This is a genomic window from Lysobacter changpingensis (assembly GCF_017308985.1).
GTDB classification, from domain to species: domain Bacteria; phylum Pseudomonadota; class Gammaproteobacteria; order Xanthomonadales; family Xanthomonadaceae; genus Lysobacter_J; species Lysobacter_J changpingensis.
Genome location: NZ_JADWPE010000003.1, coordinates 111,393 through 136,952 on the forward strand (window position 1 = coordinate 111,393; position 25,560 = coordinate 136,952).

Here is a 25,560-nt window from a genome sequence, read left to right on the forward strand (position 1 = left end):
CCCGTGCGCCTGGGCGCCTACCGCTCCCAGGCCACCATCTTGAAGCGCTCCCGCTCGATGCCGAAGTAGTCGCACTTCCACGCGCTCTGCGCCTCGAAGTCGAGGTCGATCCATTCCTCGCGCCGGGCCAGCACGCCTTTCGCGCGTTCGTCCCAGTCCACAGACATGAACAGTCGCGAATACCGGTCGACGCGCGCCTGGATCTCCTCGCAGGCGAACGCGTCGTACTCGAAGTGCAGGATCTCGAGGACGTTGCCGTCGCGGTCGGCATAGTCCATCGAGAAATCCAGGCCCCATTTCGGCCGGAGCTTCACCAGCTTGTAGAGGAGCGGATTGACGCGCGCCCATCGGTGCAACTGTTCGAGCGCCTCGCCGGCGAAGCCTTTGCGCTCGAGCAGCAGGGCATGGTTGAGGACCGCGCCTTCGTTCTTCGATGGCGGCGACGCGAGCCAGGTCGTGCGGATCGCGTGGCGATGCTCGCGATGCGCACCGAAGCGCTGGCGATTGGCCGCCGCGTAGCGTTTTTCCAGCGGACTGAGGTCGTATCCGGCCTGGTCGAACAGGGCGACGTCCTCCGGGCCGGGAACGCGATCGCCGACGTCCGCGATCGGGTCGCGGTAGAACGGGTTCGGATCCAGCCGGCTGGCGACGAGCGTGAGATCGTTCATCGGCGATGGGCTAGTCCATGCTGTCGCCGGTCAGCCGCAGGTCGCGCAGGATGGCGCCCAGTTCGCTGTTGACCGATTCCAGCAGATCCGGTGGCGAGCGCGACACGATGTCGCGGGCCAGCCCGGCGAACGTTTCGACCACCTGCGCGGTGCCGGGCGTTTCCTGCAGCATCCGTTCGACGGTTCCGCGCAATGCGTCGAGTTGCGCCTGCAGTTCGGGCCATCCCGGCTCGGGCGGTGCCGACGGATGCGGATCTGGATCGTTCGACATGGCGGTTCTCGTGTGATGGTTGCCTGCCGGCGAGGTTCGCGCGCGCACGTCCGTGGCCCATCGCCCGAAGCGTAGCGCCGCACGGTGCCGGTCGGAAGGCGTACGGGCATCGACCGGTCGAGGCCCGCGACGCACGGCTCTTCACATTGCTGCATGGGCCGGCGGATTGCTTCTGCTTCGTCGCCTGGCCTGGCCGGCGCAGCTGATCGGGATCCGGCTCGTCGCGAAGGCATGACGCCTCGCGCCGTTGGCGCTGCTCATTCGCCCGGGATCACCGCGGGCTTGCCGGCATCCTTGAGGAAGAACACGACGAACTTCGCCGGCGCGGTCTGGCTGGCGTTGCGGCCGACCGTGTGGATGTCCTGCGGGCCTTCGTACCAGCTGTCGCCGGGCGAGAGGTTCACCTCCGGGCTGCCCTTGAGCCCCATCACCAGCGCGCCTTCGAGCACGTGGACGAACACGTGCGCATCGTGGTGGTGCAGCTGCGCGACGGCGCCGGGCGGGTACTCGATGATCGCCATCTGCGCTTCCTTGCCGGGGAACTCCGGCAGCGTTTTCGTCATGACCGGCGTCGCGATCGGCGTTGGGGGCTTCTGCGTCGGGGCGGCGGCCTGCGCATGCGAGGCCTGTGCGCAGAGGTTGCCCGACCACATCGCGGCGGCCAGGGCGAGGACGAGGGTGATGCGCATCGTGACGACTCCTGCTGGCGATGGGCCAGCATTCACGCGGCATCGTGGGCATGCGGGTCCGCATCGGGTAGGCGTTCGCGCGGCAACAGCCTGTTGACCGTGGCGATGCTGCTTCGTCGCGTGCTCGTGACGCAACGACTCGCGCCATCCACGCGACACCCCACGACACCACACCGGCATTGTTGCGCGAGGGGCAACGCGCGGTATCCCTGCGCACGGCTTCCGATGCACCGGGCGCGCTCCTATCGTGCTGCCGGAGAGGAAGGGAACGGCGCGGTCGAAGGCTGTCGTCGTTCCGGCCTCGTGCGGTGCGCAACGGATCGCGTCGAATGCTTCCTGTCCGCTGTGACGGAGATGACGGATGTCAGCTTGTCGAGGATGCTGTAACGGGGCGCGCACTTTCCATCCGTTCGTGCACGGGACGAACCCACGTCGGCGCGGCGTCTCCGCGAAGGCCGATCAGCGACACGACGGGACGACGGACAGGAAGCACCGCCACGGGTGGCCGGCACGCGCGGACGCCACCGGCACATTCCATCGACAGGACGCCATGCCATGGGCTCGCTGAAACCTCCTTCGGCCGCATGGCTCGACCGCTACACCGGTCGCGACGAGCAGGCGATGTACACCGGACGCGTTCGTGTCACCGGCGGCGAGGCGCAGCACGGGCGCGCGTCCGGCGTCGTGCGTTCGGACGACGGTTCGCTTGCGATCGACCTGCGCCTGCCGGAACCGCTGGGAGGCGAGGGCGGCGGCAGCAATCCCGAGCAGCTGCTGGCTGCGGCCTACGCCTCCTGTTTCCACGGTGCGATGACGCTGCTCGCGTTGCGCGCCGGCGTGACGCTGGTGGATGCGCAGCTCGACGTGGCGGTGACCTTCTCGCGCGATCCGGTCGACGGGCTGTTCCTGCTGTCGGCGCGCATCGAAGTGCAGCTGCCCGGGATCGACCGCGCGTTCGCGGCCGAACTCATCCGCAACACCGAGCGCATCTGCCCCTACGCGAAGATGTTCCGCCAGGGGATCGACCACGTGGTGACGCTCGCGGCAGAACCGCTGCCCGCCAGCGACTGAGGACTCCCATGGCACTCAAGATCGTCCGCGTGCATCCGAAGAACCGCGTGCTGGCGTGGATCGAGGATCGCCTGCCGGTGATGTCGTTCCTGTCGGCGCACACGGTCACCTACTACGCGCCGAAGAACTTCAACTTCTGGTACTACTTCGGCGTGCTGGCCTCGGTGGTGCTGGTCAACCAGCTGGTCACCGGGATCTTCCTGGCGATGCACTTCAAGCCGTCCGCGGCCGAGGCGTTCTCCTCCGTCGAATACATCATGCGCGACGTGGAGTGGGGCTGGCTGATCCGCTACATGCACTCCACCGGTGCATCGCTGTTCTTCGTGGTCATCTACTTCCACATGTTCCGCGCGCTCCTGTACGGATCGTTCAAGCGCCCGCGCGAACTGGTGTGGGTGCTGGGCATGCTGATCTACCTCACGCTGATGGCCGAAGCCTTCATGGGCTACGTGCTGCCGTGGGGCCAGATGTCGTTCTGGGGCGCGAAGGTGATCATCTCGCTGTTCGGCGCGGTGCCGGTGATCGGCAACGGGCTGACCGAATGGATCATGGGCGACTACCTGCCGGGCGATGCCACGCTCAACCGCTTCTTCGCGCTGCACGTGATCGCGCTGCCGCTGGTGCTCCTGCTGCTGGTCACCCTGCACATCCTGGCGCTGCACGAAGTCGGTTCGAACAACCCCGACGGCGTGGAGATCTCCGAGCGCCCCGACCGCGACGGGAACCCCGTCGACGGCATTCCGTTCCATCCGTACTACACGGTGGAGGACACGCTGAGCACGGTCGTGTTCCTGCTGGTGGCGGCGTTCCTGGTGTTCTTCACGCCGACCGTGGGCGGGTTGTTCCTCGAACACGACAACTTCGTCGAAGCCGATCCGCTGGTCACGCCCGAGCACATCCGGCCGGTGTGGTACTTCACGCCGTTCTACGCGATGTTGCGCGTGATCCCGCACAAGCTCAGCGGCGTGATCGTCATGTTCGCGGCGATCGGCGCGCTGTTCCTGCTGCCGTGGCTGGATCGCGGCAAGGTGCGCTCGATCCGCTATCGTGGCCTGGGTTACCGCATCGCGCTGTTTGCGTTCGCGACGGCATTCATCGTGCTCGGCTTCGTCGGCATGGGCACGACCACGTCGCTGATCGAAGGCGTCGTCGGCGAGGACGGCAACGTCAACGCGATCGACAACTGGATCGGCCGCGCGATGGTCGCGGTCTACTTCGGCTTCTTCGCCTTCCTGTGGATCTACACCTTCTTCGGGCTGGAGCGCACGCGACCGGTGCCGGAACGCGTGACCTCGCACGGTTGACCGGAAGGATCAGGCGATCGCGTCCGAACGCGCATCCGCGCCGGAGGCATGCGCGTAGGCGTCGCCGGCCTTCAGGCCCACCATCGTGCAATCGATGTCCATGGCGCGGATGCGATCGCTCATGAAGTCGATGAACACCCGGATGCGCTTGGGCAACTGATGGCGGCTCAGGTAGCACAGGTAGTGGCCGCGATCGTCGGGCGCCAGCGTGTTGAGGCAGCTCACCAGGCGCCCCGCGTGCAGGTCCTCGCAGACCTGGTACGCCGCCAGCTGCGCGATGCCCTGGCCGTCGAGCACGGCCTGCATCGCCAGCGAAGGATCGTTGACGACGATGTCGCCTGCCGGCGTGAGGACGTGGCGCTGTCCGTCGACGCGGAATTCCCACGCGAGCAGGCGGCCGTTGGGCAGGCGCTGGTTGATGCAGTCGTGGGCGTCCAGTTCGACGATCGAGGTCGGCAGGCCGCGGCGACGCGCATAGTCCGGCGAGGCGCACACGAGCATCTGCATCGGGATCAGCCGCTTGGCGACGACCTGGCTGTCTTCCAGCCGGCCGTCGCGGAAGGCGACGTCGATGCGTTCGGCGGCCAGGTCGACCATGCGGTCCTCCAGCGACAGTTCCAGGCCGACCGCGGGATAGGCTTCGCGGAAATGCGCGAGCAGCGGCGCGACGACCTTGCGGCCGAAGCCGAGCGAGGCGCTGATCTTCAACATGCCCTGCGGCGGACCGTCGCGCAGGTCGCGCATGTCTTCCAGCGCCTGCAGCAGCTTTTCCACGCCGGGACGGCAGTTCTCGTAGAACTGCTCGCCTTCGCGGGTCGTCGTGGTGCTGCGCGTCGTGCGCGAGAGCAGGCGTGCGCCGAGTTGCGCTTCGAGCTTCTGCACGCTGCGGCTCACCGCGGACCGGCCGATGCCCAGGCGTTCCGCGGCGCGCGAGAAGCTGCCTTCGTTGGCGACGGTGAGGAAGGCGACCACGCCCGCGTAGCTCGCCGAAAGGCTGGATGCGAGCGAGTCGCGATGGTCGGACGAGGAGTGGTGCAGCGAAACGTGCGACATGGCGCTTCCTCCGGACCGGGTTCATCCTTGAGCGTGCCAGCGGCACGCGGCGCGCGACATCCCCGGACAGGTCAATCCGTGCCCCCCCGATCCGGGGGGCGGGTCTGCAGGTGGATGACGCGGTGGCCGTGGCGGCGGGCATCGAGCGAGTAGGCGCCGGCCCCCAGCATCGCCATCGCGGCGCAGCCGCCGACGTGCGCGGCGAGCAGCGCCTGCTGGATCGGGGCGGAGAAGGGCAGCATCGCAAGGATCGCCGCGCCCAGCACGAGTGCCGCCACGCGCGTGGCGAAGCCGCTCAGCAGCAGCACCGCGACCACGCCGGCGAGAAGGCGCAGCACGGTCGTTCCGATCGTCAACGGCGGCAGTATCGCGGCGATGCCGAAGGGAACCGGCGCGTAGCACGCGCGAAGCACGAGCAAACCAAGTCCCGCAGCGCCATCGGGAAAGCGGCATAGGTAATTGGTCATGCCCCGACGGTATCGCCGATCCGGCGCTACGCTAGGCTCGACCGGGGGCCTTTTCGATCCCCTGATCGGGGGTAATATCGAACGCCAAAGCCGGCACCCATGGACGATGCCCCACACGGGAACGGCCATGCGGCTACTCGGGATCCTCCTGTTCGCCCTCCTGGCGGCCACGTCGCACGCGATGTCCGCGGCCGGGTCCCGTCCGCTTGAGCGCTACGTCCACCAGCGCTGGATCGAGGGAAGCGAAGTCCCGGTGCCGGTCGTCGCGATGGCGCAGGGCCACTACGGATTCCTGTGGCTCGCGACCGGCGACGGACTGTTCCGTTTCGACGGACTGCGTTTCGAGCCCATCACGGCCGAACCCGACGACCGCAAGCACGAATCGCCCAGCGCGCTGCTGGTGACGGCGAAGGGCGAGGTCTGGACCAGTTTCGAAAGTTCGCGGCAGTTCGCGGTGTACCGCGACGGCGCATTGCGCATCCTCGCCGGCGCGCCCGCGCCGAGCCGCATCGTGCAGATGGTCGAAGGCACGGACGGCTCGATCTGGGCGCTCACGGCCGACTACAACGCGGAAGTGCTGCGCTATCGCAACGGCGACTGGCGAACCTACGACGCCGCCGACGGCCTGCCGAAGAGCAACGCGGCGAACCTGCTCGTCGCGCGCGATGGCGCGCTGTGGGTCGCCTGCACCACGGGCATCGCGCGCCTGGCGCCGGGCGCGTCGCGGTTCGAAATCGTGCGGCCTGCCGTGCGGGCGAAGCTCTCGCAGGACGAACTCGGCCGGATCTGGCTCTTCGACGCCGGCGGCATGCGCGCGATCACGGGCGCGGGCGGACGTGGCGAGCCGCCGGCACCGCATGCGTCGGGCAATGCGCGCGAACTTCCGGCGCGCGGCACGCCGCTGTTCGACCGCGGCGGGAACATCTGGATCGCCACGCGCTACGACGGCGTGCAACGCATCGCGGCGCCGATCGGCGCGCCGGGCGATGCGGCGGTCGAATCGTTCACGGCACGCGACGGCTTGTCTTCCGACGTGACCAACCAGGTCCTGGAAGATCGCGAAGGCAACGTGTGGATCGGCACGCAGGGCGGCCTGGATCGCTTCCGGCCCGCGACGCTGATCGCGCAGCCCGGGCTGTCGTCGCCCGCCGCGTACGGCGACAAGCTGTTGGCCGCGTCCGACGGCAGCGTCTACATCGGACAGGCGCAGACGCTGTATCGCGCGCGACCACACGGAGCGCCCGAACCGGTGCTTCGCGACATGCCCGAGCCCGAAAGCCTCTGTGAAGCGCCCGATGGCGCGATCTGGATCGGGACGCGGACGCACATCCTGGTCTGGGCGGACGGGCGGATCGCGCGGCGGATCGAACGACCCGACCGCCAGGCCGCGCACAACGTCATCTACGACTGCGCGTTCGACGCGCAGGGCGACTACTGGATCTCGGCGGCGGGCAGCGGCGTGCATCGACTGCGGCGAGGGGAGTGGACGACGCAACTCCAGCCCGGCACGCGCATCGACTTCTATCCGACGACGATGGAGCGTTCGCCTTCGGGTGGCGTGGTCGTGCAGGTGGGCGACCGGCTCGCATGGTTCGGCGGGCCGGAGGTGAAGTACAGCCCGCTGGACTTCGGCGGCGGCGACATCAAGGTGCTGACGCTGTACACGGCCGGGCGCGACGTCTACACCGCCGGAGCGTTCGGCCTCTCCCGCCATCGCAATGGCAAGGTCGAAACCGCGCGCGCTCCCGGGATGTCGCCGCGCAGCCGCATCAACGGCGTCGTGCGTACGCCGGAGGGCGACACATGGCTCGCGTATCCGCGATCGCTGGTGCGGCTGACGCAGCGCGAGCTGGACGCGGCACTCGCGAAGGGCGAACTGCCGGGGCAGGCGCTCTCGCTCGGTCCGGGCGATGGACTGGGCAGCCGCGCGCATTCGCATTCGCAACGTTCGCTGGTGCTCGGCGGCGACGGCCGGCTGTGGCTCGCCACGGAAACCGGCACGCTGTCCATGGATCCCGCGCGGATCCTCTCCAACCGCGTGCCGCCAGGGGTGTTCATCCGTTCGATCGACGTGGACGGCCGGGCGTATCGCGATCCGCGCAGCGTCAGGCTGCACACCGGCGCGTCGAAGATCCAGATCGATTTCGCCATCCTGAGCTTCGCCGACCAGCAGCGCGTGCACGTGCGATACAAGCTCGAAGGTTTCGATCGGGAATGGGTCGATCCCGGCCTGCGGCGCCAGGCGTTCTACACGAACCTGCCGCCGGGCCATTACACGTTCCGCGTCATCGCCGCGAACAACGACGGCGTGTGGAACCGCACTGGCGCGACGCTCGATTTCGAGATACCGCCAACGTTCGTGCAGTCGGTCTGGTTCCCGGTCCTGTGCGCGGGCGTGGCGCTGGTGCTGCTCATCGCGCTGTACCGGCTGCGCATCGCGCAGGTCGCCGCGCGCATCCGGGCGCGGCTGGAGGAACGCACGGAAGAGCGCGAACGCATCGCGCGCGAGTTGCACGACACGCTGCTGCAGGGCGTGCAGGGCCTGATCCTGCGCTTCCAGGCCGTCGCCGACCGCATCGCGCCGGACGACGGGTCGAAGTCGCAGCTCGATTCGGCGCTGGCGGCGGCGGACGACGTGGTGGCCGACGCACGCAACCGCGTCCGCGACCTTCGCGGTACCGGCGATGCGGGCGACCTGACGCGCGTGATCGAACACCTGGTCGAGGACACGCCGTTCGATCCGCCCGTCCCGGTGCGCATCGTGATCGAGGGCCGGCCGGTGCCGGTGCATCCGCTGGTCGTGGCGGAAGTCAGCAAGATCCTGCGCGAGGCGCTGCTCAACGTGTCGCATCACGCGCAGGCGTCGTCGGTGGAGATCGGCATCGGCTACGACAGCCGCCAACTGGCCGTGCGCGTTCGCGACGACGGCGTGGGCATTCCCTCGCACGTGGTGTTGAACGGCCACAAGGAAGGCCATTACGGCATGCTTGGCATGCGCGAGCGCGCGGAGAAGATCGGCGGCAAGCTCACCGTGACGAGCATTCACCACGGCGGCTCGGAAGTTACACTTTCCCTTCCGGGCCGGCTGGCGTTCGCGCGGCGTGCATCGCACAGGCGCCACCGGTGGCTGTCGCGGCTGTTCGGCATGAGGTCCGCAGATGAATGATCCCAAGATCCGCGTCCTGGTCGTCGACGACCACCCGGTGCTGCGCGACGGCGTGGCCGCGCTGCTGGCGAACCATACCGACATGATGCTGGTCGGGGAGGCGAACAACGGCAGCGAAGCGCTGCAGCGCTACCTCGAACTGCGCCCGGACGTAACGCTGATGGACCTGCAGATGCCCGGGATGAACGGCGTCGAGGCGATCGGCGCGATCCACGCCGAGAATCCGCACGCGCGCATCGTCGTGCTGACCACCTACGCCGGCGATGCGCAGGCGGTGCGCGCCCTGCGCGCGGGCGCGGCGGGCTACCTGCTCAAGAGCAGCCTGCGCACCGAGCTGGTCGACGCGATCCGCGACGTGCATCGCGGCCAGCGCCACGTGCATCGCGACGTGGCGGGCGAGATCGCCAAGCATGTCGCCGACGAGCCTTTGAGCGAACGCGAGGTCGCGATCCTGCGGCTGGTGTCGGTCGGCCATGCGAACAAGCAGATCGCCGCGCGGTTGCGCCTGTCGGAAGAAACCGTGAAGGGACACCTGAAGAGCATTTTCGCCAAGCTCGACGTCGCCGACCGCACGCATGCCGTCACGGTCGCGGCACGGCGCGGCATCATCGAACTGTGAGCGGCTCCTGCCGTGCGTGCTCGCGCAGGATGCGCACGATTTCCGCCACCGCGGCCGGGCGCTCGTGCACGCGGTGGCCGGATTCGACGACCAGCGACGAGGCGGCGCCCGGCAGCATCGCGCTTTCCAGCGGCACGACGCCGTCGGATGGCCGATGACGTCCCGGCTGCACGCCGGCGATCGTGTGGTAGGGAAAACCCGGAGGCGGCATCAGCGATTCAGCCGCGCGACGCACGGGTTGTTCGGATCGCAGCGTGGTGATGCTGTTGATCCAGCCTTCGAGGAACACCGGCAGCAGTTCGGGACGGATCGCGTGCGGATTGCGCCCGGCGATGCGACGCAGGGCGTGTACCTCGTTCGTGCGGCGGCCGACGACGTCGCCGGTGAGACGCCCCAGTACGCCCGCCGCGCTCGGGCTGCCCCGGTGCGGTGCCGCGAGGAAGATGGCGCGCGCGATACCCGCGTAGGGCACGAAGTGGAAGATGCGGTCGATGAGTGCCCGGTCCTCGTCGTCGGCATCGAGCATCGCCGACGGAACGAGGAACGCCGCGTTCCACAGCGCGTCGCCGCTGTCCGCGCATAACAGCCGCGCGACGACACCGCCGAGGCTGTGGCCGAGCAGCACGGTTCGCGAGGACGCCCTGGCATCGCCATCGGGATCGAGCAGGGCCCATGCATCGTCGAGGTAACGCTGCACGTGCAGTCGCGCGACCAGCAACGGCACGTCGGTCCGGTAGACGACCTGCCAGACCTGGAAGCGCTCGCGCAGGTCCGTTTCGCCCCACACGGCATTGGACACGCGCGACCAGATCAGCGGATTGCTGCCGAGCCCGTGGATCATCACCAGCGGGCATTTGCGCGCGTCGTAGTCTTCGAGCAGGTACAGGCCGGCGCGGCGTCCGATCTCCTTTCCGCCCACCAGCCCCCACAGTCCACGACGTTCGAGTTTCGATACCTCCATCGCCCACGCATACGCGGCGGAAGTGTCGCGGGCGAGCGGCAGGCGGTGCGCTCCGATGACGACCTCGTCCAGCGGCCCGGGATCGGCCAGCACCAGCGTCGGCGTCGTGTCCTGCGATTGCGCATCCGGCTCGATCCAGGCGGTGAGGTTCCGGAAGGCGCCGGAATGCGGCAGCAATCGCGACGCCGTCGAAGCCGCGTTCAACGACGCCAGCGCCGCCAGCGCGACGCCGAACCCGGGCCGGCTGTAGCGGCGGCCGTCGAAGGCGTCCATCGGAACGTCGCGGGCGAGCCGCATGCGCAGGGGAGGGGGCAAGGTCGTCGACACATTGCGGAACTCGACCTGCACGTCGACGCCGTCCATATGCAGCCGGCCGACGCACCAGCCGCCGGCATGCCGGCGCAGCAACAGGGCGATCGCCTCGTTCGCGGCGCGGTTCGCCAATGCGACGGTGGCCTCGACGTCATCGCCGCGGCCGATGGCGAGGGCGCGCCAGGCCTCGACCGCGCAGTGCAGCCACGCGCGCAACGGCTCGTCGGCTCCGGGTGCCTGCATCGCCCATGCACGGGCGGAATCCAGCGCGTGGGCGGACGCGGGCTGCGGCGTCGATGCGCCTTTCGAGTCCCCGGATCGCGGCGGCGTGGTCACGGCATGCGAGGCCGACTACAGGTGCGGCTCGACCGGCAACCAGCCGACCATCCGAACCACCGCGCGCGGCCAGGGGCCCACGTCGGGTTCGTGCGTCATCACCACCGGTGGCGTGTGCGTGCCATCCAGCCAGCGGAGCGCGCCGTCCTTGTTCCGGTAGACCCGGTAGCTGAGCGAGGGCGTCGTCAGGCGCAGATACTCCGAGCGCAGTTGCGCGGCGAGCACCGGATCGTCGAACAGCACGCCCATTTCCGTGTTGAGGTCCTTCGACCGCGGATCGACGTTGAACGAGCCGACGAAGCCGCGCGTGTCGTCCAGCACGAAGGCCTTGGTGTGGAGGCTCGCGCCTTCGCGATGCGTCTGCGCGCCCGGTTTCGTCATCGCGTACGGACGCAGCTCGTGCAGCCGCACACCGTGTTCGAGCAGGCGAGGCCGGTACTTCGCGTATCCGCTGTGGACCGCATGCACATCGGTGGCGGCAAGCGAGTTGGTGACCACGCCGACGTGGACGCCGCGCCGCGTCAGTTCGGCGAGCCGTGCGGTGCCGTCCTCGCCGGGAATGAAGTAGGGGGAGATCACCAGCGCCTTCGTGCGCGCGCCGGAGATCATCGGCGCCAGGCGCCCGACCAGCCACTGCCGGCGATCGCCGCTCCATTTGAGCGGTGGATCGGCGACGACCTCGATGCGCGGCGTCCAGTGCGGGGCGATCGCGTCGCGGTAGTAGTTGCCGATCAGCTGCGACGCGGCGACACGGTCGAGGTAGGCCCTGGCCGGCTCGCCCCTGGCGTCGTCGCGCACGCGTGCCAGCACCGCGCGCAGCGCGTCCGGCGCCCGCTTGCCGAGGAAGGAGATCGGCACTGCCGCGTCGCTGTTCCAATAGCGATCGAACACGCCGCTGGCCTGCTGCGCGGCAGGTCCGAACAGCAGCAGGTCCAGGTCGCGGAAGTTCGTCTGCGCGCCCGCCTCGAAATACCGGTCGCCGATGTTGCGTCCGCCGACGATTGCGATGCGGCCGTCGGCGATCCATGCCTTGTTGTGCATCCGGTGATTGATGCGTACCAGCCGGCGCAGGAATTCGAGCGCCCGCGCCACGCCATCGCGATGGCTGAACGGGTTGTACACGCGCAGCTCGATGTTCGGATGTGCATCCATCGCGAGCAGATGCGGGTCGAGCCCGTAGGCGTTCATGTCGTCGAGCAGGATGCGCACGCGCACGCCGCGTTCGGCCGCGCCGAGCACCTCGCTCGCCAGGAGCCGCCCGGTGAGGTCGTTGTGCCAGATGAAGTACTGAAGGTCGAGGCTGCGTCCGGCCCGTCGCGCGGAAATCGTGCGGGCGGCGAAGGCGTCGAGGCCGTCGGTCAGGAACACCGCGCCCGTGCTGCCCGGATTCGCCGCAAGCAGCGGAGCGAGTTCGCGATCGATCTCCGTCTGGTCGGGCTGCAGGGGCATGGCGTACTTGGGAATGCCGGACGGGGGCGGGGCAGGGCGGTTCGTCATCAGCACGGCGAGGGCGAACGCGGCGAGCAGCAGGGCGATGCCCGCCAGCAGCCCGACGACGATCCGCTTCGCCACGCGCCGCATCGCAACCTCGATGGCCGCGCGAACGTCGCCTAGACGAAAGCGCTGAAGCCCGTGATCGCCCGGCCCACGATGAGCGCGTTCATCTCGCGCGTGCCCTCGTAGGAGTACAGCGCTTCGGCGTCGGCGACGAAACGGCCCACCTGCTGGTCGAGCAGGATGCCGTTACCGCCCAGCAGTTCGCGCGCCCAGCCCACGGTCTCGCGCATGCGCACGGTGCACACGCCCTTGGCGAGCGCGGCGTGTTCGTCGCGCATCAGGCCCTGGTCCTGCATCTGCGACAGGCGTACGCAGACCGCCTGCGTGGAAGTGATGTTGCACAGCATGCGGAACAGGAGGTCCTGCACGAGCTGGAAGCTCGCGATCGGCTTGCCGAACTGCATGCGACGCTGCGCGTAGCGCAGCGCGTATTCGTAGGCGCCGCGTGCGCAGCCCACCGATTCCCAGGCGACGCCGGCACGCGTCGCGGCCAGCACGCGCGCGGTGTCCCTGAACGAATGCGCTTCCTGCAGGCGGTTGGACTCCGGCACGCGGCAATCCTCCAGCGTGATCAGCCCGTTCTGCACGACCCGCAACGCCATCTTGTGCAGGATCTTCTCGACGTGGAAGCCGGGCGAGCGGTTCTCGACGATGAAACCTTTCACCTGTCCGTCGTCGAGGTCGCGCGCCCACACGATCGTGATGTCGCCCCACGTCGCGTTGCCGATCCACTTCTTCTGGCCGTTGAGGACCCAGGTGTCGCCGTCGCGCCGCGCCGTGGTGGTGAGCCCGCCGGCCGCGCCGGAACCGACCTCGGGTTCGGTCAGCCCGAACGATCCGATGGTCTCCATCCGCGCCATCGGCGGCAGCCATCGCTCTTTCTGCTCGTGCGAGCCGCACAGGTAGATGGAGCCCATCGCCAGGCCGCTGTGCACGCCGAAGAAGGTCGCGATGGACGAATCCACGCGTGCGATCTCCATCGTGACGAAGCCCAGCGATGTCGTCGTGCCGCCGGGGCAGCCGTAGCCCTGGTAGGGAATCCCGCTGATGCGCAGCGCCTTCAGTCCGGGCAGCAGCTGGAACGGAAACTCGTCGCGCTCCCAGAAGTCGGAAATCACCGGCTGGACGTCCTGTTCCATGAACGCCCGTACCTTCAGGCGCAGCGCGTTCTCCTCTTCCGACAACAGGCCGGAGAACCCGTAGAAGTCGCCGTCCGCCTCTGGCAGTCGGACCTGCGTGGCAAGCGCCGGAGCGTCGTGGCGATTCATCGGATGTCCTCCTGTTTCCCGTGCAGCTGCACCGCACACCTGCGATCGCTGCATTGAGGCGATGCTAGTCGTGCGATGAAACGCGAAGTAGCGGCGCGATCGTCAACAGCCTGTTTCCCTGCATGCCCCAAAACGAGGCGGCTCGCGCATGCGCTCCCCGGCCGCGGCGTGACTACCGGCGGGGCTGGACTCCCAGGCGTGGCGAATACGCCCGGAGGCCTGCTCCCAGGTGAGTCCGGTGCAGCCTGCGTAGTCGCTCCAGAGCGTTTCGGCCAGGCCCGCGACGGCTTCCCAGTCGTCACCGCGCGCGAGTTCACGCACCGAGGCGCCGATCTCACGGATCAGGCCCCGCGCGGGCAGGTCGGCCGGGTCGGGCGCTTGCGTCGGCGGGGGCGTGCCTGCCATGGGTGTCGGGCGATGAACGCCGTGGAGGAACGCGTCGACGACGCACGCGACGTGATCGCGGATCTCGCTGTGGGACGGAGACTCGCGCAGGCCGAGCACGACTTCCAGATGCAGGTCCCCCCTGAGCATCGCGATGAACCGTCGAGCCGCGAGTGCGCAATCGTCCACGTCGATCTCGCCGCGCCATCTTGCGGCAGCCAGCAGCTTGCGCGTTTTCTCGATCGCCTGTTCCGGCGCCGCCGACCGGTACGCTCCCGCGACGCCGGGATCGCGCACGCCTTCGGCGATGGCTGCTCGATGGAGCCCGATGCCGGATCGCGACGTCATCGTGGCGACGACCGCGGTTCCAAGGTGCAGCAGCGTGTCCCGCAGCGTGGCCCCGCGCAGCTTCGGCATCCAGGCCAGTGCGGTGCGCGAATGCCGCTGCGATTCCGACGACACGTGCCGACGCAGGAATCCCGCCACATCGACCCGCTCGACGTCCGGCTCGCTCGACAGCCGCCGGTAGAGGCCGTTGGGCGTCCACGTCCTGTATGGGCGGCCCAGCATGTAGGACACCAGCACGCTGCAGTTGGCCCAACCGCGCATCTGGCTACCGCGCCCGGGAATCCACTCGCGCACCTTGAGGACGTCGCCCATCCCGCCCCAGCGGAGGAACTTGATCGCCTGCTCCAGCGTCAGCACGTTGACCATCATCCGCGTCCACCACGGCTCCATCAGCAGCCAGGTGCCGTCCTCGTGCGGACGAAGCGCGAACACGTGCTTGTGCCGGCGGTCGGCGAATGTGTGCCACCACTGCCGGCGCAAGCCGGGCACGAAGCAGATGAACCAGTTGGCCGGCTCGATGGTGATGGGCGATCCGTTGGCATCGATGGCGATCGATGAAGGCTCCGGCGTCTTGGCCGAGAACGGGTTGAAGATGGATCGGAACGCATTCACGGCGCGATCAGTCCAGTGCGTGGCAAGTGGGGAACGCATCGTCGGAACGTGTCTTGATACCCGAAAGAAACACCTCGACCATCCAGTCGAGGTCGTCGTCGATGCGGGCCTGGCCGTTTGCCAGGGACGCGTCGGCAACATCCCAGTACGTACGCAGCAGTGAAAGGAAATGTCCCGCCGCGCGCCGGCAATCCATGTCGGCTGCGAAACCCTGCGACCTGGCGAAGGACATGAACCGGGCGAGATCGTCGCGGACGCGTGCAGGACCGTGCCGGTAAAAGTCCGCGCGGATGGCGGGCGCGCCGAAATCGCCCGTCACCGCGATGCGATACAGGTTGCCCAGCTGCAAGCCCGAGTATTCGTCCGTCGCCTGCCGCGCGAACGCGACCAGCTGCGCGTGGAAGCTGGCGCCGGTCGGGCGTTCCGCCAGCGGCGCAAGCATCCGGTCGGCAATCGCGGTCACGACGGCGATGAATAGCGCGCCATCGTGATCGAAGGCCGCGACGACCGCCGATCGCGGTATGCCTGCCATCTGCAGGACGGCACCGAGCGTATCGGCGTGCCTCGAGTGGAGGGCATCGGCGACCTTCCGAACGAGCTCGGCGCGAAGCGACTCGCGTGATCCCTCCGGATGGGTGTGTGCAGCGGCGAACATCATCGTCGTCCGTGGTGCCTGGAGCGGCGGGATTCTAGGAGCGCACGACGGGAGCCTGTAGCCACGCGGCGGGACCCGGGCCGTTTACCTCGGAGAAACAGTCCGCACCGCCGTGTGGCCGGGAATTGGTGCCTGGGGAGCAACATGCTGTGCGCCGGCGGATGGCTTCCGCCCGCGGGTGCGCGCGCCTAGATATCCCGATATCGATGGCCGAACCGTGGGAATCCTGCGGGATCCGAGGAGAGTTCGCATGAGTCCCGACGCACGCTTTCGCGCCTGGATGTCCGGTTCGCTGGCCCTGACCGGACTGGCGTTCGTCTACTTCCTCATCGCCGACGTGCATATGCCGGTATCGCCCGAAGCGCGGCTGACCTACCACGTCACGCAGGTCGCGCCAGACGTGAGCGGGCGCGTGGTCGATGTGCTCGTGCAAAACAACGAACAGGTCGTGCCGGGCCAGCCGCTGTTCCGCATCGATCCTGACTCCTATCGCACCGCCGTCCACGACGCCGAACTGCTCGTGGAGCAGGCCATGCAGGACAACTCACAGCTCGACGCGAACATCATCGCGGCCACGGCGGAAGTCCGGCGGATGCGGACGCAGGTCGATGACGCCGAGCGCGAACTGAAACGCTTCCGCGAACTGGTCGGCGAGCGCTACGTATCTCGATCGGCGCTCGACCAGGCGCAGGCGCGTCGCGATGCGTCGCAGGCCGCGCTGCAGTCGGCACGGGCAGCGCTCAACGCCGTGCGCGTCCAACGCGGCAACGACGGTGACCGAAGCCTGCGCCTGCGCCGGGCGCGCAATGCGCTGGACAACGCCCAGCTCAACCTGCGCCGCACGGAAGTGGTCGCACTGGCGTCGGGAATCGTCAGCAACATGCGTCTTCAGGTCGGTGCCTACGCGCAGGCCGGCGCGCCCAAACTCGTCCTGATCAGCGAAATGCCGAACCTGCAGGCGGATTTCCGCGAGAAGGCGCTGATCAACGTCGCGCGCGGCACGCGGGCGCAGGTCGCGTTCGACGCTTTACCCGGGCGCTTGTTCGACGCGGAAGTGACTTCGCTGGACGCGGGCGTCGCGCAGGGCCAGATCGATCCGGACGGCCGCCTGGCCGCGCCGACGCAGAACGATCGCTGGGTGCGCGATGCCGAACGCGTACGCGTGAACCTCCGCCTGCTGGAAGCGCCATCGCGCCCGTTGATGACGGGTGCCCGCGCGACGGTGCAACTGCACCCACGCCCCGACGGACTGCGCTACTGGCTGGGAAACCTGCAGATCCAGCTGATCACGCTGCTCCACTATGTCTACTGACGCGCTACCGGCATCCGCGCCTGTACACCCGGCGCTGGGCGAACACGCATGGCGTCAGGCGTGCCGCATCGCGATCGGCAGCACGTTCGGACTGATGGTGGTGAAACTGGCCGACTGGCCATTCGGTGTGTTCTTCGGCCTGTATCCGGTGCTGTTGCTTGGCCTGGTGCCGGTCTTCAAACTGCCCATCGCGCTGCAATTCATCGCCAGCAGCGTGGCTAGCATTGCGATGGTCAACCTGCTGTTGCTGCTGGGCAATGCGTCGCCGATCCTTGCGGTGGCAGTGTTCTTCGCGTTCTCGCTGCTGTGCTTTCGACTGATGGCGAACGGACCGCTGTTCCTGTTCGGCGCGCTGTCGATGGTCGCGACGTCGGTGCTCGTGCACCTTGCCAGCTATCCGCACGTGCCGAAGAGCGATCTGTTCAACGCACAGTTCATCGCCACCTTGCTGGCCGTCTTCATCGCGGCGCTCGTGCATGCACTCCTCCCGGAAAAGCGCAACATCCCGCGTCCAGCCGGCGCGAAGCCGCTCGGCGTGGTCCGTCACCAGATGCTGCTCGGCGCCGTGTGCGCCAGCGCGTCGTTCATCGCGTTCCAGCTGCTGGACCTGAGCGATTCGCTCTCCGCGCAGGCCGCGACCGTGCTGATCCTGTTTCCGATGTCGCTGGCAGGCGGGCGCAGTGCCGCGTGGACGCGCGTCGCCGGCACGTTGCTCGGCACGGTTTACGCGCTCGTGCTGCAACTCATCCTCTACACGCATGTCTCCCAGGTGGTTTTCATCGTCGCGCTGTACGGAATCGGCATGTTGCTGTTCGCGGTCATGCACGTGCGAGAGAACGCGGGCCCCGCGGTCGGATTGAGCGGCGCGACGGCCCTGGCCGTGCTGATCGGCCAGTTGTCCCCGACGGGCGACCTGTACGGCGTGTCGCTCTACCGTTTCAGCTCCGTGGCCGTGGCGGTCCTGGCGATGCTGTTGTGCATCTTCGCGTTCGACTGGTTCCTGCGCTGGTATCTCGCGGACCGTGCGGTCGTCGCCGCAAGGTGATGCCCTGCGTACCTTCCTTTGTATCGAGCCAGCCGGATGAACGCCGAGACCCAACACTTCGTCGAACTTCACCATCCCGTCCGCACCGTGTCCGACCGCATCGCCCATGGCATCACCAGGGCCTTGCGCCTCTTCGCCGACACATTGTTCGCCAAGCGATATGGCAACCGCGCGATCGTTCTGGAGACCGTCGCCGCCGTGCCAGGCATGGTCGGCGGTGCGTTGCTGCACCTTCGCTGCCTGCGCTGGATGCGCCACGATCGGGGATGGATCCGCACGCTGCTCGACGAAGCCGACAACGAGCGCATGCACCTGATGACTTTCATGGAGATCGCACGGCCGAGCGCTTTCGAACGCATGATGGTGCTCGTCGCCCAGGCCCTGTTCTTCACGTTCTACCTGCTTCTCTACCTGGCGTCCTCCCGCACCGCGCATCGGCTGGTCGGCTACTTCGAGGAAGAAGCGGTGGTGAGCTACACGCGCTACCTGGAGGAGATCGACGCGGGGCGGATCGACAACGTTCCAGCGCCGGCGATCGCCATCGACTATTGGCAATTGCCGCCCGATGCACGCCTGCGCGAGGTCGTCATCGCGGTCCGGCAGGACGAAGCGGGGCACCGCGACGTCAATCACGCGATAGCCGCGCAGCACGCGCGCACGGTACCTGTCACCGACGCCCTGTAACGGATTCCCCCGGGGCAACATGGCACCGACTCAGCGCACGCGCGTGGCGGTGCCTTGCAGGAAGATGTCGACGGCGCGGATCACCCGCGGCTTCCAGGCGCGTTCGCTCAAAGGCGGCCGGACGCCGAGCAGGACCTCAAGGTAGGTATCGTCGCGCAACATGCCGATGAAGTGTTCCGCCGTCGCGGTGGGATTGCCGATGGCCAGTGAACCCGCCTCGGCATGCCGCGAAAGCAGTTGCGCCAGCCCCGTCACGGCGCGACGCGGGCCGCTTCGCAGGAAGATCCCGGCAAGCTCCGGCCTGCGCGCGCCTTCGGCAATCACGAGGCGGTAAAGGGCCACGGTCCGCGGGTCCATCAGTGCGCGCATGACCGCGCCCGCGAACTGGATCAGCGAAGCACGCACGTCGTCGCCGATGACATCGCCGGCGTCCGGAAGCGTGCGCAGCACCTCTTCGGAAATGCCCGTGAGCATCGCTGCGAGCAGATCGTCCTTGCCGCCGAAGTGACTGTAGATCGCCCGCTTGGAACCACCGACGCGCTCGATCACCGCGTCGATGCTGGTGTTGGCGTAGCCGTCGCGCAGGAACAGTTCGCCAGCGGCCTCGAGGATCTGCTGGCGCAGATCGTCTGGGCTGCGACGGGTGCGGCGGGACGAAGAATCGGTGGAGTAGGGCACGGGACGTTCCTGCCGGTTGACAACTTAAGGTACTCGTCGGTACCTTTTCTTTCAAGGGTACTGTCCAGTACCCAGGAGCCGCGCTGCATCGACCCGAAGGACGCGGGCGCGATCGCGTCCAGCCATTTCCCGCGCGGCGGCTTCCATGAACTGCGCCCACCCATGTCGACTCCCTGCCTGCCCAACACGCTGACGTCGAGCCCGCTGTCGGCGCGGTTCCCGACGAATTTCACCCACGTCGTCGCCTTCATCTCGGTCGTGCGGGAGGGAAGCTTCGCGCGCGCCGCGGATCGCCTGGGAGTAGGGCGCTCGGCAGTGAGTCGCAGTGTCCGCAAGCTGGAAGACCATGTCGGCGCCCGGCTGCTGAGCCGAACGACGCGCAGCGTGTCGCTTACGAACGAAGGCCGCACGTTCTATGACGCGTGCTGGCCTGGGGTGGAGAGAATCGTGCTGGCGATGGAGGAATTGCAGGAACTGCGCGCCGGGCCACCGACGGGCGAATTGCGGATCGCGGCACCGCAAAGCTTCGGGAGACAGGTCGTCGCGCCGCTGCTGGCGGAGTTCCAGGCGCTGTTTCCCGAGCTGTCGCTGGAATTGCTGTTGGGCGAAGGCGCGGTGGATTTCGCCGCCGACCGGATCGATGTCGCCTTCCGCGATGGCGACCTGGAGGACAGCCGCGTCCACGCCAGGCTCCTCGCGCCGATGCAGCTACGCGTTCACGCCTCAAGCGACTATGCGCGTCGGCATGGGCTGCCAGCATCCGTCGAAGACCTGTCCCGACACGCGTGCATCAACCTCCGCCTGCCCAACGGGCGTTTGCAGGAATGGCATTTCAGGCGCGAAGAGCGTATGCACGCGGTGACGCCCGATGCGCGGCTCGTGTTCAACGACCCCTCGCTGGTCCTGCAGGCTTCGCTGGACGGAATGGGGCTGGCGCAGTTGCCGGCGTGCATCGGCCGCGATGCGGTAACGACCGGCAGGCTGCTGGTTTGCCTGGATCACATGGCACCTGACAACCGGAGCCATTACATCTGCTACCTGAGCCGCCGGCAGCAACCTGCACGCATACGGGCGTTCGTCGACTTCATGACCAGCAGGATCCGGGGGGCGGCGTGAATGCAGCGGCGTTTGGGAGGGCCGGGATTCATGCTGTCTAAGGTCCGCGTCCGAACAGCGCGCACCTCACAAGAACAGTGGCAAGGCTGAGTTGAGTGCAAACGTCCGCTTCTGGCCGATAGCGGACTCCTGCTCGGGCGAGCTCGCCTTGACGGTGCTAATGTCCGCTTCCGACCCAAAGCGGACGTTCAATCGGTGGCTGTCGGCTAAGGAGGTGGCTTTGCTGCGTGGAACTCTGCACGAACGCGCTGGACCGCTGATGCTGACGCTAGCGGTGCTATGCGGGTGTAACGACTCAACATCGTCCTCCATTTCGGCGCAGTTCTCGGCGTCAAACGGACAACGCGTGGGCCTTCAGGCTGCCGCTGACGGCAAGTGGGATCGGGTGTGCGTCTTGGGGCCCTGTTCGCCTGACGCTGACGCCGCTCAGGCGTTGGGAGTCAGTTGGCCTGCAGAAGCTCGGACAGACATTGCCCAGAACGATGGCATCTCGCTACTGATATTTGCGCAGGGAGAATCGGTGCTTAAGTTTGTCGAGCATCCGCGAAACGCTGGTGACTTCAGCAACCTGGGGCGGCGTTGCTTCCCGCGCACTAGGGCGAAGTTCGTGCAGCAGGACACCCCGCCAGAGGCGGGCCTGGTCTATTCCCGGCAGAAGACAGGTAATCCTTGCGATGTCCGCTTCTGGCCGATAGCGGGCATTGGCCGTACGAGTCGCTTTAACGATGCTAATGTCCGCTGTCGACCCAAGCGAACATTGTTCGCTAAGGTGACCGTAGCGCAACCAGGAGGCGACGATGGACTGCGATGACAAAGTCGGGGACGACAGGGGGCTCGTCATCTGCCTTCGCGACATGGGAAACGGTACAAGTCGCCTGTTCCTCGATGACGTGATCGCCGATCGTCATGCGAATCCGATCAACTGGTCGTATGGCAGCTTCTATACGGTCACACCTGAGTTCGATAATGCCCGCATTGAAGACATGGCGTTGAGCCCAGAGGACTTTGAACGCATCGGCGTCTCTGTCGTCGCCAGACTTCTCGCATCGGCGAAGCGGGCACGCTAGCCTTTGGGGATGCGTCTGCTTCTGGCCGATGGCGGACATTCCCCGGGCGCCTTCAGCCAGCGCTATGGGCGTGTCTGCCGAAGCGATGAATGACTAGTCATCCAACGCGTCACGCTCTTCGTTGAACTGCTCCCACTCCTCCAATCGTTCTGGTGATTGCGCAATCGGAACGGTCGGGTCGATCTGCACCAGCACCGCACCGGATGACGACAACGCAGCCCGTGCAGGCACGAAGTGCGCATCATCCATCGCCAGGTACACGCGCGTCTCCGGCAGCGCGACGGCCGGCACGCGCCTGGCCTCCACCTCGATGCGCTCGAGCAACGCATCCTGGGAGGGCGACGCGATCAGGAGCGCGCCTACACGATCCTTTTGGCGCAAGGCTTCGCCCAACGCCTCGGCTGACGTGGCGTAGTTGCTCGCCGTCGGTGCCTGCAGGACCTCGGTGTCGGGAAACTCATCCTTCGAGGACGGATCGAGGCGGTAGAAGGCTTCCCTGAGATATTGGTGCCACTCGTACTCCTTGGCGGAGACGGTCGGCGGCTCCAGTGGTTGGATGAAGCGCCGGTACTCCGCTTCCTCGCGGGCGCGCTGCTTCACGCGGGCCGCTCGCGCCTGCTCCTGCGCACGCTGCCAGTCTGCGCCGCTGGGTAGTTCGACCCGGCCGAGTTCGAGATCGAAGACCACGGGCACGAACTGCGCGTGATCCTCGCCCTCCCACTCATCGGCGTCCTGTGGCGGGACGAGGACGGGAACGGAAACACGCATTCCGCCGGACAACACCGTCGGTTCCCGGCGCCAATGGATCGAACTGACAGAGCGCGGCAACGCCAGTACGTACTCGCGTGGCAGGAAGTCGGTCAGCCTGTAGGAGGCCATAACCGTGCCCCGGGTGTCGTAGAGCACGACGGTGTCCTGGCCGATGCCCATCTGGTGCCAGTTGTCTAGCGTCATCGCCGCGCCGCCGGGCAAGGCTATCGCGTTGACCGGGGCCACGTCGTTGCGCAGTGGGCGCTGCCATACCTGCTGCCAGTGTTTGCCGACCCGCCGCTCCATGATGCCCATCGCGCTGGGCAGCGCACTACCGGGAGGGCGGCCAGGCGTGCTCTTGCCATCTGCCGCGTCTTTGAAATAGTCGGCCTGGCTGGTGACGGGGCGCGGCTCGACCGTGAGGCGCCAGTCGCCATCGGCGGAGACGTACTGTTCCGTGGTTGCCAAGCGCCAGCTATCTGCAAATGCGGCGTTGGCAAGGAAAACGCCGATGAAAACGACCGACCATCTCGAATTTCGGTTGATTGCCATGTCATTCCCCTGTGGTTACGGGACGATAGCGCGTTCCGGCTCGCGGCGGGCTGCTCGAATTGGAGGAGCAAGGTGGAATAGAGAGGTCGACGATGACTTCTCCTGCGGGGGGGCAGGAGATCATGCCGGTGCGACCGCCACCCGCTCTTTGTCCGGGCTGGCGATGTCCGCTTCTGGCCGATAGCGGACGTTCGGGCAACACGGCCGGTGGTCGGGCTGCTAATGTCCGCTTTCGACCCTTTACCGTCATTCGAGAGCAATGATCGTCAGCCTTTGCCAACTCCGGCTTATACGCGGGTTGTTACGCTGACTCAGCTTGCATAAGCTGAATGCGAATCCGGAATACATCCCGTGCAGTGGGCTGGGGCAGGGGATGTATACCGGACCCACGGGTGCGTCTGATCCGTAGTTAGGGGGCTTGATGGCGGTCTTCGAGTGCAGCAATTGCAATTTTTCCTGGCCAATGGCTCATGTGACCGAACAGCCTGCCTGTCCAGAATGCGGGAGCACGCAACTCCGAGGCCACGAGACTATCAGCATCGACATCGGATCCCCGCGTGTTCTAGGGGCAAAGCTAAGGGACCGGTCGAAGAAACGACCAATATTTGAGTACAAGTTCAAGCTTGGAATTTACCGAAAGACTGGCGAGTGGAGCGCAGTTGAGCGCACCTTTTACAGAAACATCAACTTATACGTTGAACTCATCACCAATTGGCGAACCGGAGAGGTCATACGGTACGTCAGCGAGCCACTTTCCCAGCACATCGGCCACGGAAGTGCGCGAAGACCCGGTGCCGCCCCCTAACAATTCATTCAAGCCGAAGCCGTTACGCGGCTCGGGATAACCCAGCGCGGGCATTTAATCTGCATGATCACCGAAAGAAACTACATCAACGATTCGCTTGTTCATTGGACCGGCCGAGGCAAGGATCAAGACGCAGCTTTCTCGATCCTAGAAACAATCTGCGACGAGCGGATTCTTCGCTTGTCATATTGCCCTACATATGTCCAGCCAGAGCTACAGCCGCGCATCGCCATGGTTTGCTTCACCGATATACCACTGGAGCACAGTCATGAGCACTGTTCTAAGTTCGGGAGTTTCGGACTGGCCTTCAAGAAAAGTTCAATGATTGCCTATGGGGCAAACCCAGTTCTCTATACGACCGGAAGGCACTTGGAGCGAATTCGTCATGTATCTGGACTCATCCATCGAATGAAGGATCTGGAGAAAGACCGAGAGTGGCGCAGCGAACTTGAGCCCTACTCGTTCAGTGAGGACGAGCTAGTTGCGCTCCTTGAGGTGCTTGGCCTTCTCCAGGAATATTCGTACAAGAACCAAGATGGGAGCGACTACCTGACCTACTATCAGAGAGAGTGGCGTCTCACATTTGACATTCTGCCTTTTGCGAGCGGCACCTCCGAGCATGCTCCAGGCAAGAGCTGCTTCTACATTAGGGATGGCAGGAGCTATCCAGTATTCAAGTTCAAAGATGCGGACGTTGACTATCTTGTTGTTCCAAGGAACTACAAAGCACGCGCACTCAAGTTTGCCGAGGCTCTAGCGTGCGAGGTGAAGATATACGAGGACGTCGTACTTGCCCAACAACCCATCTGAGCCGAAGCCGCGTCGCGGCTCGGGTAAGTGGCGAATGACCGCTTTTGGCCGTTAGCGGACATCAGGGCAGAGCGGACGGGTGGCAAATGCTGATGTCCTCTTTCGACCCGAAGCGGACACGCGAGAGCTCCATGCCGGAACGCCAAGGGCCAGTTAATGAGGTTGCGGCCGCGTATATCGCCGCGCTTGCGTCCGGCGATGAAGACGCACAGGCGCGTTCTATTCCGATAGATTACTGGCTCGACAGTCGGTGGGATGATATTTGGCTCTTGCTTCAAGCAATCTCTGAGTTGCCCGGCGAGATAGATAACCTCACGCTTGCCACCGTTGCTGCGGGACCACTTGAGGACCTGCTTTCAAAGGCTCCCGCGAGCTATGCGGATCAGGTGCTTACCGCCGCATACCGCTCGCCCAGGATGGCCAGGATGCTTACTGGCGTCTGGCGCAGTTCCATCGCGCCGGAGACTTGGGAGAGGGTTGTGGAATTCTGTCGCAAGGTTCCCGAGCCGATCGACGGAACGTATCGGTATAGGTCCGGCCAAGTGTGCCAGAATCGACCTCGCTAGAGTCCGGCTACTTCCAATGCTTGAACGTCCGCTCCTGGCCAGTAGCCGACATTCGGCCGGGCGAAGCGAGCTCGGCGATGCTAATGTCCGCTTTCGACCCATAGCCGTCATTCGCGTTTTCGATTTTCCGGAGGGGGTATGGCACAGAAGGATCTGGCTACGGCAGGCTATCTGCTCTTCGCAGAAGTGGCCGGTGGAACCGTGGTGATGTTCGCACTTGGACAGTTGGGGTTCGATGCGACGGACATCGTGTTTCTGGCAGTACTCGGAATCAACTTGGTAACCGCGGTTCTCCTGGCGCGAGCTGCTCGCGCTCAAGGAAGGAATTCTTTGCTGTACGGCCTGTGCTCGATCCTTCCGCCGGGCGCGCTTTGTGTGTTCTGGCGACTGCGTGAGAGGGAACTCTGGGGAGCCTAACGATATCCGCTCGTGGC

Annotated in this window: 24 protein-coding genes; 12 read left to right on the forward strand and 12 right to left on the reverse strand. The window is 66.3% G+C overall.

Annotated features, from left to right (window positions below; translation table 11 throughout):
- Positions 1-17: 17 nt before the first annotated feature.
- From I4U41_RS07430 to I4U41_RS07440, 3 genes are all read right to left on the reverse strand, one after another.
- Entirely contained in the window at positions 18-668 is a 651-nt protein-coding gene (locus tag I4U41_RS07430; RefSeq protein ID WP_206860520.1) for a hypothetical protein, read from the reverse strand.
- A gap of 10 nt (positions 669-678) precedes the next feature.
- On the reverse strand, positions 679-939 hold the full coding sequence (locus I4U41_RS07435) for a hypothetical protein (RefSeq protein WP_206860521.1): 261 nt from the start codon (positions 937-939) through the stop codon (positions 679-681).
- A gap of 257 nt (positions 940-1,196) precedes the next feature.
- Positions 1,197-1,628, reverse strand: a complete 432-nt coding sequence (locus I4U41_RS07440; RefSeq protein ID WP_206860522.1) for a cupin domain-containing protein — start codon at positions 1,626-1,628, stop codon at positions 1,197-1,199.
- Between the two features lie 555 nt (positions 1,629-2,183).
- Between I4U41_RS07440 and I4U41_RS07445 the strand changes: the two genes are divergently transcribed.
- Both I4U41_RS07445 and I4U41_RS07450 read left to right on the forward strand, forming a co-directional pair.
- Complete coding sequence (locus I4U41_RS07445) at positions 2,184-2,699, forward strand: OsmC family protein (RefSeq protein ID WP_206860523.1); 516 nt, start codon at positions 2,184-2,186, stop codon at positions 2,697-2,699.
- Positions 2,700-2,707: 8 nt separating this feature from the next.
- Complete coding sequence (locus I4U41_RS07450) at positions 2,708-4,003, forward strand: cytochrome b (protein ID WP_425492513.1); 1,296 nt, start codon at positions 2,708-2,710, stop codon at positions 4,001-4,003.
- 9 nt (positions 4,004-4,012) lie between these two features.
- Here I4U41_RS07450 and I4U41_RS07455 read toward each other — a convergent pair whose 3' ends face one another.
- On the reverse strand, positions 4,013-5,056 hold the full coding sequence (locus I4U41_RS07455) for a LysR family transcriptional regulator (protein ID WP_206860524.1): 1,044 nt from the start codon (positions 5,054-5,056) through the stop codon (positions 4,013-4,015).
- A gap of 71 nt (positions 5,057-5,127) precedes the next feature.
- A complete protein-coding gene (locus tag I4U41_RS07460) occupies positions 5,128-5,523 on the reverse strand; it encodes a hypothetical protein (protein WP_206860525.1) in 396 nt (131 codons plus the stop codon).
- A gap of 127 nt (positions 5,524-5,650) precedes the next feature.
- On the opposite strand from I4U41_RS07460, the gene I4U41_RS07465 reads away from it, so the two are divergent.
- Together I4U41_RS07465 and I4U41_RS07470 are read left to right on the forward strand one after the other, a co-directional pair.
- Positions 5,651-8,689: a sensor histidine kinase gene (locus I4U41_RS07465; protein WP_206860526.1), complete on the forward strand. Its 3,039-nt coding sequence runs from the start codon at positions 5,651-5,653 to the stop codon at positions 8,687-8,689.
- Entirely contained in the window at positions 8,682-9,308 is a 627-nt protein-coding gene (locus tag I4U41_RS07470) for a response regulator transcription factor (protein WP_206860527.1), read from the forward strand. The genes I4U41_RS07465 and I4U41_RS07470 overlap by 8 nt, the downstream gene beginning before the upstream one ends.
- Here I4U41_RS07470 and I4U41_RS07475 read toward each other — a convergent pair.
- From I4U41_RS07475 to I4U41_RS07495, 5 genes are all read right to left on the reverse strand, one after another.
- Positions 9,295-10,824, reverse strand: a complete 1,530-nt coding sequence (locus tag I4U41_RS07475) for an esterase/lipase family protein (RefSeq protein WP_206860528.1) — start codon at positions 10,822-10,824, stop codon at positions 9,295-9,297. The two genes, I4U41_RS07470 and I4U41_RS07475, sit on opposite strands and share 14 nt — an antisense overlap.
- A 108-nt stretch (positions 10,825-10,932) precedes the next feature.
- Entirely contained in the window at positions 10,933-12,489 is a 1,557-nt protein-coding gene (locus I4U41_RS07480; RefSeq protein WP_320415155.1) for a phospholipase D family protein, read from the reverse strand.
- A 38-nt stretch (positions 12,490-12,527) separates the two neighbouring features.
- Positions 12,528-13,742, reverse strand: a complete 1,215-nt coding sequence (locus tag I4U41_RS07485; protein ID WP_206860530.1) for an acyl-CoA dehydrogenase family protein — start codon at positions 13,740-13,742, stop codon at positions 12,528-12,530.
- 102 nt (positions 13,743-13,844) lie between these two features.
- The gene (locus I4U41_RS18565; protein WP_206860531.1) at positions 13,845-15,086 is read right to left on the reverse strand and encodes a TetR/AcrR family transcriptional regulator C-terminal domain-containing protein; all 1,242 of its coding nucleotides are present in this window, start codon (positions 15,084-15,086) and stop codon (positions 13,845-13,847) included.
- Between the two features lie 7 nt (positions 15,087-15,093).
- Positions 15,094-15,744, reverse strand: coding sequence for a TetR/AcrR family transcriptional regulator C-terminal domain-containing protein (locus tag I4U41_RS07495; protein WP_206860532.1), 651 nt, complete (start codon positions 15,742-15,744; stop codon positions 15,094-15,096).
- A 247-nt stretch (positions 15,745-15,991) separates the two neighbouring features.
- On the opposite strand from I4U41_RS07495, the gene I4U41_RS07500 reads away from it, so the two are divergent.
- The 3 genes from I4U41_RS07500 to I4U41_RS07510 are packed head-to-tail and all read left to right on the forward strand — an operon-like array spanning position 15,992 to position 18,782.
- The gene (locus I4U41_RS07500) at positions 15,992-17,053 is read left to right on the forward strand and encodes an HlyD family secretion protein (RefSeq protein WP_206860533.1); all 1,062 of its coding nucleotides are present in this window, start codon (positions 15,992-15,994) and stop codon (positions 17,051-17,053) included.
- The gene (locus tag I4U41_RS07505; protein ID WP_206860534.1) at positions 17,043-18,098 is read left to right on the forward strand and encodes a DUF2955 domain-containing protein; all 1,056 of its coding nucleotides are present in this window, start codon (positions 17,043-17,045) and stop codon (positions 18,096-18,098) included. Before I4U41_RS07500 ends, I4U41_RS07505 begins: the two co-directional genes overlap by 11 nt.
- A gap of 36 nt (positions 18,099-18,134) precedes the next feature.
- Positions 18,135-18,782, forward strand: a complete 648-nt coding sequence (locus tag I4U41_RS07510) for an alternative oxidase (protein WP_206860535.1) — start codon at positions 18,135-18,137, stop codon at positions 18,780-18,782.
- A 30-nt stretch (positions 18,783-18,812) separates the two neighbouring features.
- Here I4U41_RS07510 and I4U41_RS07515 read toward each other — a convergent pair whose 3' ends face one another.
- Complete coding sequence (locus I4U41_RS07515) at positions 18,813-19,460, reverse strand: TetR/AcrR family transcriptional regulator C-terminal domain-containing protein (RefSeq protein WP_206860536.1); 648 nt, start codon at positions 19,458-19,460, stop codon at positions 18,813-18,815.
- A 162-nt stretch (positions 19,461-19,622) separates the two neighbouring features.
- On the opposite strand from I4U41_RS07515, the gene I4U41_RS07520 reads away from it, so the two are divergent.
- Entirely contained in the window at positions 19,623-20,576 is a 954-nt protein-coding gene (locus tag I4U41_RS07520; protein WP_206860537.1) for a LysR family transcriptional regulator, read from the forward strand.
- Between the two features lie 797 nt (positions 20,577-21,373).
- Positions 21,374-21,643, forward strand: a complete 270-nt coding sequence (locus I4U41_RS07525; RefSeq protein WP_206860538.1) for a hypothetical protein — start codon at positions 21,374-21,376, stop codon at positions 21,641-21,643.
- A 93-nt stretch (positions 21,644-21,736) separates the two neighbouring features.
- Here the strand turns inward: I4U41_RS07525 and I4U41_RS07530 are convergent, their stop codons facing one another.
- The gene (locus tag I4U41_RS07530) at positions 21,737-22,945 is read right to left on the reverse strand and encodes a hypothetical protein (protein ID WP_206860539.1); all 1,209 of its coding nucleotides are present in this window, start codon (positions 22,943-22,945) and stop codon (positions 21,737-21,739) included.
- 868 nt (positions 22,946-23,813) lie between these two features.
- Between I4U41_RS07530 and I4U41_RS07535 the strand changes: the two genes are divergently transcribed.
- From I4U41_RS07535 to I4U41_RS07540, 3 genes are all read left to right on the forward strand, one after another.
- Positions 23,814-24,560, forward strand: a complete 747-nt coding sequence (locus I4U41_RS07535; RefSeq protein WP_206860540.1) for an abortive infection system antitoxin AbiGi family protein — start codon at positions 23,814-23,816, stop codon at positions 24,558-24,560.
- A gap of 131 nt (positions 24,561-24,691) precedes the next feature.
- Positions 24,692-25,126 (forward strand): DUF6869 domain-containing protein, encoded by a 435-nt coding sequence (locus I4U41_RS18625; protein ID WP_425492566.1) that lies wholly within the window; start codon positions 24,692-24,694, stop codon positions 25,124-25,126.
- Between the two features lie 138 nt (positions 25,127-25,264).
- Positions 25,265-25,543, forward strand: a complete 279-nt coding sequence (locus I4U41_RS07540; RefSeq protein WP_206860541.1) for a hypothetical protein — start codon at positions 25,265-25,267, stop codon at positions 25,541-25,543.
- Positions 25,544-25,560: the final 17 nt, after the last annotated feature.